The sequence below is a fragment of the Streptomyces nanshensis genome, from assembly GCF_001751255.1.
Classification (GTDB): domain Bacteria; phylum Actinomycetota; class Actinomycetes; order Streptomycetales; family Streptomycetaceae; genus Streptomyces; species Streptomyces nanshensis_A.
On the sequence record NZ_LJGW01000423.1, the window covers coordinates 1 to 8,067 of the forward strand.

Here is an 8,067-nt window from a genome sequence, read left to right on the forward strand (position 1 = left end):
TCGGCCGGGCGGCGCAGCCCGGCACGCCGCAGCGTGGCCGCGACACAGCGGCACAGCAGGGCGTCGATCTCACCGGGCACGGGCCCCGCGTGGTGCTCCGCCAGCGCGGCCGGCACCGGCACGGGCGCGGGCTCCGCGGCCGTACGGGAGACCGCCGCGTACGGATGCCCGCTCAGCGTCTCCCCCGCGAGCACGCCCTCGACGGGCAGCGGACGGCCGAGCCGCATGAAGCCGATCTGGTCGAGCGGGCCGGTCAGCAGCTCTTCGACGGCCGCCATGGCGGAGGCGGGTTCGATGGGCGCGAGCCCCATCTCCGTGACGCCGCGCAGCACTTCGTCGCTGACGTTGCCCCAGTAGCCCCAGTTGACGACCTTGACGGGGCAGCCCAGTGCCCGGCCCAGACCGGGCGCGCGGGCGTCCTCGTAGGCGCAGGCCGCCGCGTAGTGCGCCTGGTGGGAGTTGCGGATGAAGCTGACGAGGGAGGAGACCAGCAGCACGAAGTCGAGCCGCTGTCCCGCGAAGACGTCGGCGAAGTGCTCGGTCGGGTCGGCCTTGGCGGCGAGCGTCGCGTTCAGGTCCTCCTCCGGCAGCTCCGCGAGGAGCGTGTGGCTGAAGACCATCGCCAGGTGCACCAGACCGTCGATGCGTCCGTACCGGCGCAGCACCTCGTCCCGTACGCGGGCGAGCGCGCCCGGGTCGCGGGCGTCGGCGGACAGATACACGGGGGCCTCGCCGCCGGTGGCCGCGGCGACGCGGGCCGCCGCGGCGCGTACGGCGTCGTCCTCCGCACGGCGGCCCACCCACACCACGCGGGCGTCGTAGCGGCGCAGCAGATGCTCGGTGAGGACGGTGCCGAGGTCGCCCGCGCCGCCGATCAGCACATAGACGCCGTCACCGCGGAAACCGCCGGTCGGGACGGAGACGGACGGGGCGGAGACGGCCTGCGGCACGGCGTCCGTGCCGTCAACAGCCGTACGCGGGCCGTCGTTCGGCGTGCCGGGCCGTACGTCGCCGACGGGCAGCAGCCTGCGGCTCAGCCACTGGCCGCCGCGCCGGACGAGCGGATGCGCACGGCGGTCCGCGGGCAGGGCGCAGATCTCCTCGGGCACGAAGGGCTCGCCCTCGGCCAGGTCGACGGCGCGCACGCGCCAGTACGGCTGTTCCTTGGCGAGGCCGCCGACGAGGCCGTGCAGCGCGGCCTGCGCCGGGTCGGCGCCGCCCGTGCGGTCCGGGTCGAACGCGTCGCGGGTGACGAGGGTCAGACCGGTCCGCGGCTCGTCCGCGCGGAGGGCGGAGAGCGCCTGGAGCAGCCGGAACAGGCCGCGTACGGAGGCGCGTTGAGCCTCGACGCGCTGCCGCGCGCCCTGTGCGGCGGGGGTGGGGCACTCCACGACGACGTGGTCGAAGGGGCCCGCGGCCTCCAGTTCGCGGCGGACGTCCGCCACGGAACGGCCGCTGTCCTGCGGTGCCGGGAGCGTCACCACACGGGTGCCGTACGCCTCCAGCGCGGCGCGGGCCTCCGGTGCCAGGCCGACCGCGACGACGCGGTCCGCGGGCTGCGGGAAGGGCGTGTCCGCGCCGCCGCCCGCCGCATGTACGGGCTCCCAGACGGGGTGCAACGTGAGGTCGCCCGGGGGCAGTTCACCGGGGCGCGTCCCGTCCGTACGAGCGGAACGGGACCCGGAGCCGTTACCGGAAGCGGCGGTGCCGCCGGCGGAGCCCTCGTCTTCCAGACCGTCAGCGCCCTCGCCTCCGGCCTCGGTCAGCCCGTCGTTCCACCAGTACCTCTCCCGCGCGAACGGGTAGCCGGGCAGGCCGACCTTGCGGGGCCGGTCCTCGCCGGTGCCGTGGCCGCGGGCCCAGTCCACGTCGAGGCCGCCGGTCCACGCCTCGGCGAGCGGCGCCAGCTTCCCGCGGCGCAGCCAGCGCACGACCGTCTCCCGGAAGTCCTCGTCGTCCGCGAGGTCCTGGACCGGTCCGCCCCGCCCGCCGTCGGTACGCAGCCTGGAGCCGGGCGGCAGGGCGGCGCCCCGTGCGCACGCGTCCAGCGCGTCCACGAGTCCGGCCAGCGTGCTCACCTCGGCGGCGAACCGTGCGCTCATCGCCTCCCGTCCGACCTGGAGGGTGTAGGCGATGTCCGGCAGGTCCTCGTCGGTCCACTGCCCGGAGCGCAGCGCGTCCCGCAGCTTCCCGGCGTACTCCCGCAGGCGCTCGCCGTCCCGCGCGGAGAGCACCGCGAGGACCGGGCCCGGCGCCGCACGCCGCGGCGGTGCCGCCGTCGGTACGTACTCCTCGACGAGCAGATGCGCGTTCGAACCGCCCGCGCCGAACGCGGAGATGCCGCCGAGCCGCGGGCGCCCCTCGCGGCGCGGCCAGGGCGCGGCCTCCCGCTGGAGCACGAACGGCGTGGCGGCGAAGTCGATTTCGGGGTTGGTGCGCTCGGCGTGCAGCGACGGCACCAGCGTGCCGTGCCGCATCTGGAGCAGCATCTTGGCCAGGCCCGCGACGCCCGCCGCCGACTCCAGATGCCCGATGTTGGACTTGGCGGAGCCGAGGGAGCAGAAGGTGCGCTCGGAGGTGAACTCGCCGAAGGCGGCGTTCAGTCCGGCGATCTCCACGGGGTCGCCCAGCGCGGTGCCCGTGCCGTGTGCCTCGATGCAGCCGATGTCGCGCGGGTCCACGCCGGAGCGGCGCCACGCGCCGCGGATCACGGACGCCTGGGCGAGCGGGTTGGGAACGGTGAAGCCGTGCGTGTGCCCGCCGTGGTTCACGGCGCTGCCGCGGATCACGCCGAGCACGCGGTCGCCGTCGGCCACGGCGTCGGCGAGCGGCCGCAGCAGCACCGCGCCCACGCCCTCGCCGGGCACATAGCCGTCGCCGTCCGCGCCGAAGCTGCGGCAGCGCCCGTCGGAGGAGGCGAACTGCCCCTCGCCGATCATCAGGTACTTGCTGGGGTGCAGCGACAGATTGACGCCGCCGGCCACCGCCGAGGCGCACTCACCGCGCCGGATCGCGGCACACGCCAGATGCACGGCGGACAGGGCCGAGGCGCACATCGTGTCGACGGCGACGCTGGGCCCGGACGCGTCGAGGAAGTACGACAGCCGGTTCGCGATCGAGGCGAGGCTGCCGGGTACGACGACGGGCTCGCCCCGTACGCCCTGCTCCGCGCCGTAGAGCTGGTACTCGGAGTACATCGCGCCCACGAACACCCCGACGTCCCCGGCGTCTTCGGGCAGCCGGGCGCGGGAGGCGGAGCGCAGCGAGGCACGCGTGTGGCCCGCGTCCTCCAGCGCCGTCCACGCGCACTGGAGGAACAGCCGCTCCTGCGGGTCCATCGTGGACGCGGCCTTCGGCGAGATGCCGAAGAACAGCGGGTCGAACTCGTCGACGCCGTCGAGGAATCCGCCCCACTTGCTGTACGTCCTGCCGGGCACGCCGCGGCGCTCGTCGTAGTAACGGCCGTGGTCCCAGCGGCCGTCGGGGATCTCGGTGACGCAGTCGCGGCCCGCGAGCAGGTTCTCCCAGAAGGCGTCCAGGTCGGCGGCGCCGGGGTAGCGCCCTGCCATGCCGACGACGGCGACGGGGACGTCCTCACCCGGGGCGGCGGGCACGGGTACGGAGACGGGAGTGGCTACGGGTATGGGCGCGGGTGCGGGTGCGGGTGCGGGTGCGGGTGCGGGTGCGGGTGCGGGTGCGGGTGCGGGTNACAGAGGCCGTCGGCTCCTCGGTGACCGCCTCCGATGCGGCGGCCTCCGCCGCGGGTTCCGGGTGCTCCGCGGCGGATACGCCGACGAGCGCGGCGAGTTCGTCGGGCCGGGTGCGCAGGAAGTGCTCCACGAGGCCGTCGACCGTGCTCACCTCGAAGAAGAGCGTGCTGCCCACGCCGTCGAGCACCTTCCGTACGGCGTCGGTGAGTTGGACGACGAGGATCGAGTCGATGCCGTACCGCTCGAAGGGCACGTCGGCACGGATGTCGCCGACGGGCAGTTGCAGGACGTCCGCGACGAGCCCCCGGAAGAGGTCCCGTGCCGGTCCGGCCACACGTGCGGCCATGCTCCCGTCGCCGGACGAGCCAGCGAAGGGACTGGCGGGTGGGGACTCGGGAGTGACCGGCACGGTGACGGCAGGCGCGGAGCCGTGCTCCGCCGGCACCGCCAAGTGCCCCGCCCCGCCCGTGGGTTGAGCCGGCCGCGCCTCCGGCAGGCTGCCGCGGAAGGCGGAGACCCCGCCGGGCCGCGGCTGCCGCACGGCTCCGTCGCTCTCGGCGACGATCACCTGCTGGCCGAGGTCGTCGGCGCCCTCGGCCGCGACGAACGACCCGCGGAAGCCCACCTCGTCCAGGACGCGGCGCCAGCTCTGCGGCGTCAGCCCCGGCGATCCCGGGATGCGCGGCGCCGGGTCGTCGTAGAGCCACCAGCCGTCCAGCAGACCGAAGGTGAGGTGGCTGAAGAGGATGTTGTCGCTCAACTCGTTGAGCAGCAGCAGGCCGTTGGCGCGTACGGCGGCCTTCGCGTTGCGCAGGGTGTTGCGGATGTTGCCCGTCGCGTGCAGCACGTTGGTGGCGATCACCACGTCGTGTCCGCCGACGGCGACCGGCTGTCCGGCGAGCGGCTTCTCCGCGTCGAAGAGCTGCCCGTCCAGGTACGGCGCGATCTCCCCGTACGCACGCCGGGCGTGCAGCAGGAACGCCTTGGAGATGTCGGTGTAGGTGTAGGTCTCGATGTGCCCGGCCAGCGGCCGGAGCCGCCGGAAGACCACGGAGCTGGTGCCCCCGGTCCCGGCGCCGATCTCCAGGATGCGCAGCCGCGCGGACGGGTCCTGGCGCAGCCGGTGTTCGAGGTAGGCGACGAGGGTGTCGGCGAGCACCTCGTTGAAGTAGTCCGCGACGGGGTTGTTCTTGTAGACGGCCTCGACGAGCCGCAGCGAGGAGCCCGGGAACATCACGTCGGTGGCGGCGCGGCGGCCGGTGAGGATCGCCGTCAGCTCCCGCAGCGTGGTGTCGACGAGCACGGCCTGCGCCTGCTTGGCCTCGTCCGCGAGCCACACCTCCCGCGCCCGGTCCCATTCGGCCCAGGCGTCCTCGGCCGGTACGGCTCCGGGGGCGACGGCGGCGTACCGGTCCTCGCCCGCGCGGCGCAGACGTCCGGCGGCGGCCAGCACCTCCAGGGTGTGTTCCGTCCAGCGCTGGTAGCGCTCCTCGATGCCGCCGACGGCGCGCCACTCGGCGGCGGTGGCCGCGCGGCCGTCGCGGAAGAGTCCCAGCGACGTCAACAGCGCCCAGGTGACGCGGACGAGGGCGTCGTGCATGACTCCGGCGTGGCCGTCGGCCTGCTCCCGCAGCCGCCGGATCTCCGCGTTCCGGTCGGGGCGGTCCGTGCGGAGGGTGTCCGCGAGCGCGGGCGCGGCGGGCGGCAGTCGCCGCAGCTCGTCGTCGCCGTAGATCCCGTCGATGCTGCGGCTGTCGGTCGCCTTGAGCAGGGCGAGCTGCCGGTACGGGGAGGCCAGCAGGGCGTCGAAGGCGGCCATGCCCTCGTCCGGTTCGATGGAGCCGAGCCCGAGCTGCGCCATGCGCTGCCGGTAGCCGTCGGCGGTCACGATGCCGACTCCGGCCCAGTAGCCCCAGCTCATGACCTTCACCGGGCAGTCGAGCGCGGTGGAGAGCCGCTCGGCCCAGGCGTCGGAAAACGTGCAGCCCGCCGCGTAGTTGGCCTGGCCCGGGGCCTTGAAGAACGCCTGCATGGAGGAGAAGAAGGCCACGAACTCCAGCGGCTGACCGGCGAACGCCTCGGCCATGTTGACCGAGACGGCGGCCTTGGCCTCGTACGTGGTGCGGAAGGCGGCCTCGTCCATCCTGGCCAGGCTCTGGTCGCCGAGGACGATCGCGGTGTGCAGGACGCCGCGTACGGGGCCGTGGCGGCGCTCGATCTCCGCGACGGCGCGGCGCAGCGCCCCCGCGTCGGTCGCGTCGGCCCGTACGTACTCCGGGCGCGGACCGCAGGCCGCGAGGCCGTCCTGCCGCGCGGCGATCTCCTCGTCGTGGGGGCGGCGGCCGATCCACACCACGCGGGCGCCGTGCCGTCGCATCATGTGCTCGGTCCATACGGTGCCGATGCCGCCCGCGCCGCCGATGGCGACGACGACGCCGGGCTCGCGCAGTGCCGAACGGGCGCCACTCGCCTGAGAGTTGGGGGCCTGGGAGTTGGGAACCTGGGGGTTGGGGGCCTGGAAGTCGGCGGAGAAGGCGGCCGTGCCGGAGGCGGCGCCGGACGCGTCGGGGGCGACCTCCAGCAGCCGCTGCCGGTACCACTCGCCGTGCCGGCGGGCCGACACCTCGCCGCGCGGATCCGCGGGCAGCGACAGCACCTCCGGCCACGGTACGGAGACGTCCCGCTCGATGTCGGCGCCCCGCACCCGCCAGTGCGGGTACTCCTTGGCCAACGTGCCCAGCAGACCGTGCACTCCGGCGTGCGCCGGGTCGCAGTCCGCGTCGCCGGGCAGCAGCCGGGCCTGGCGGGTGACCGCGGTGAAGCTCAGTTCCCTGGCGTCCGCGCCGTCCGCGAGCAGCGCCTTGACGAGCCGGAAGACGTCGAGCGCCCCGTCGGGTCCCTCGGCGGAGGAGGCGGCGGGCGACGCGTCGCGGGGCGCGAGCCAGACGACGTGCTCGGCGCCCGTCGGCAGCAGCGCGGCCAACTCCCCGGCGGACGCGTGGCGTTCCGGTTCCACGACGGTGACGTCGGCGACGAGACGGCGCAGCCCGTCCCGCTCCTCCGGTGTGCCGCCGAGCAGGACGACGTGCGCACCGGGCTCCGGGCTGCGGGGCCCGTCCGCATGCGGCTGTGCGTCCCACACCGGTGCGAGGAGCTGCGCCCGTGGCGCGTCGGCGCCGTCCGTACCGGCCGGGGCCGCGGTCGCGGAGCCCGTGGCGGCGGGCGTGACGCGGCGGGAGGCGTAGCCGCGCAGGCGCACACAGAGCCGCCCCGCGTCGTCGTACAGATCGATGTCGGTCTTCGTCACCTCTCCGGCCTCGCCGGGCGCGTAACCGTCCGCCCAGCGCAGATGGGCCCACATCCGGTCGGTGGTGGGAGCGAGGACGTCGGCGGTGTCCAGGGCGAAGGGCAGCGCGGGGGCGTCCGGACTCTCGCCCAGGGCTCCGGTCTCGTCGCCGTACAGTCCGACGACGGCCTGGATGGCGCTGTCGAGCATCGCCGGGTGCAGTCCGAACGTCTCCGTGGCCTGCGTCCCCGTCTCCACGGTCGCGGGCAGTACCAGCCGGGCGAGCAACTCGCCGTCCCCGACGGACAGTTGCTCGATCGCACGGAGCCGCTCACCGTGCCGGATGCCGACGGCCTCCAGCGCCGCGCGGCACTGCTCGCGCGTCAGCGTGCGGCGTGCGCAGCGCTCCCGCAGGGTCTCCAGCGACGTGGAGGCGGCGGTGGCGGGCATGCCGGAGGCGGCGGTGGCGGGCACCGTCGTCCAGCGGCCCTGCGCGTGCACGGACGAGCCGTCCTGCCGTACGGCGAAGGCGTCGCCGTCGAGATCGACGCGCAGTTCGGCGCCGTCCGCGCCGACGGGGAAGGGCGCGGGCCACACGACGTCACGCAGCCGCAAAGGAGTCGGGGCGCCCGTACCGCCGTCAGCACCGGCGGTGACCGCGCGCCGTACCGCCTCCAGCGTCAGCACGCCCGGCAGCACCGTACGGCCGCCCACCCGGTGATCGGCGAGGAAGAACTCCTCACCCGTGAGCCGCGTGCGGTACGCGGTGCGCCGGCCGCCCGGCTCCACGGCGGACGTACCGGCGGCGGCCGGGACAGCGTGTCCGTCCGTCCCCTCCGCCCAGTAGCGCTGCCGCTCGAACGGATAGGTGGGCAGCGGCACTTGACGCCGCGCCTCGACCGGGAAGCTCTCGGCGAACGGCCCCTCGGCGCCGCCCACATACGCCGCCGCCAGCTCGGCGGGTGCGAGCCCGCCCACCGCGGCCTGCCGCGTTCCCGCGTGGGCGACGCCGTGCAGCAACGTCCCCTCGCCGCCCGGCTGTTCGCCCGCCAGCCAGGCACGCAGCCGGGC

The 8,067-nt window shown here is 75.2% G+C and carries 2 protein-coding genes; both read right to left on the minus strand.

Features of this window, described 5'->3' with window-relative positions; genetic code table 11:
• Positions 1–3,614 (minus strand): type I polyketide synthase (locus tag AN218_RS26545; RefSeq protein WP_141747702.1); only part of this gene is annotated, 3,614 nt, incomplete at its 3' end.
• Positions 3,595–7,974: an SDR family NAD(P)-dependent oxidoreductase gene (locus AN218_RS26550; protein ID WP_476755974.1), complete on the minus strand. Its 4,380-nt coding sequence runs from the start codon at positions 7,972–7,974 to the stop codon at positions 3,595–3,597. The genes AN218_RS26550 and AN218_RS26545, both read right to left, overlap by 20 nt.
• Positions 7,975–8,067 lie beyond the last annotated feature (93 nt).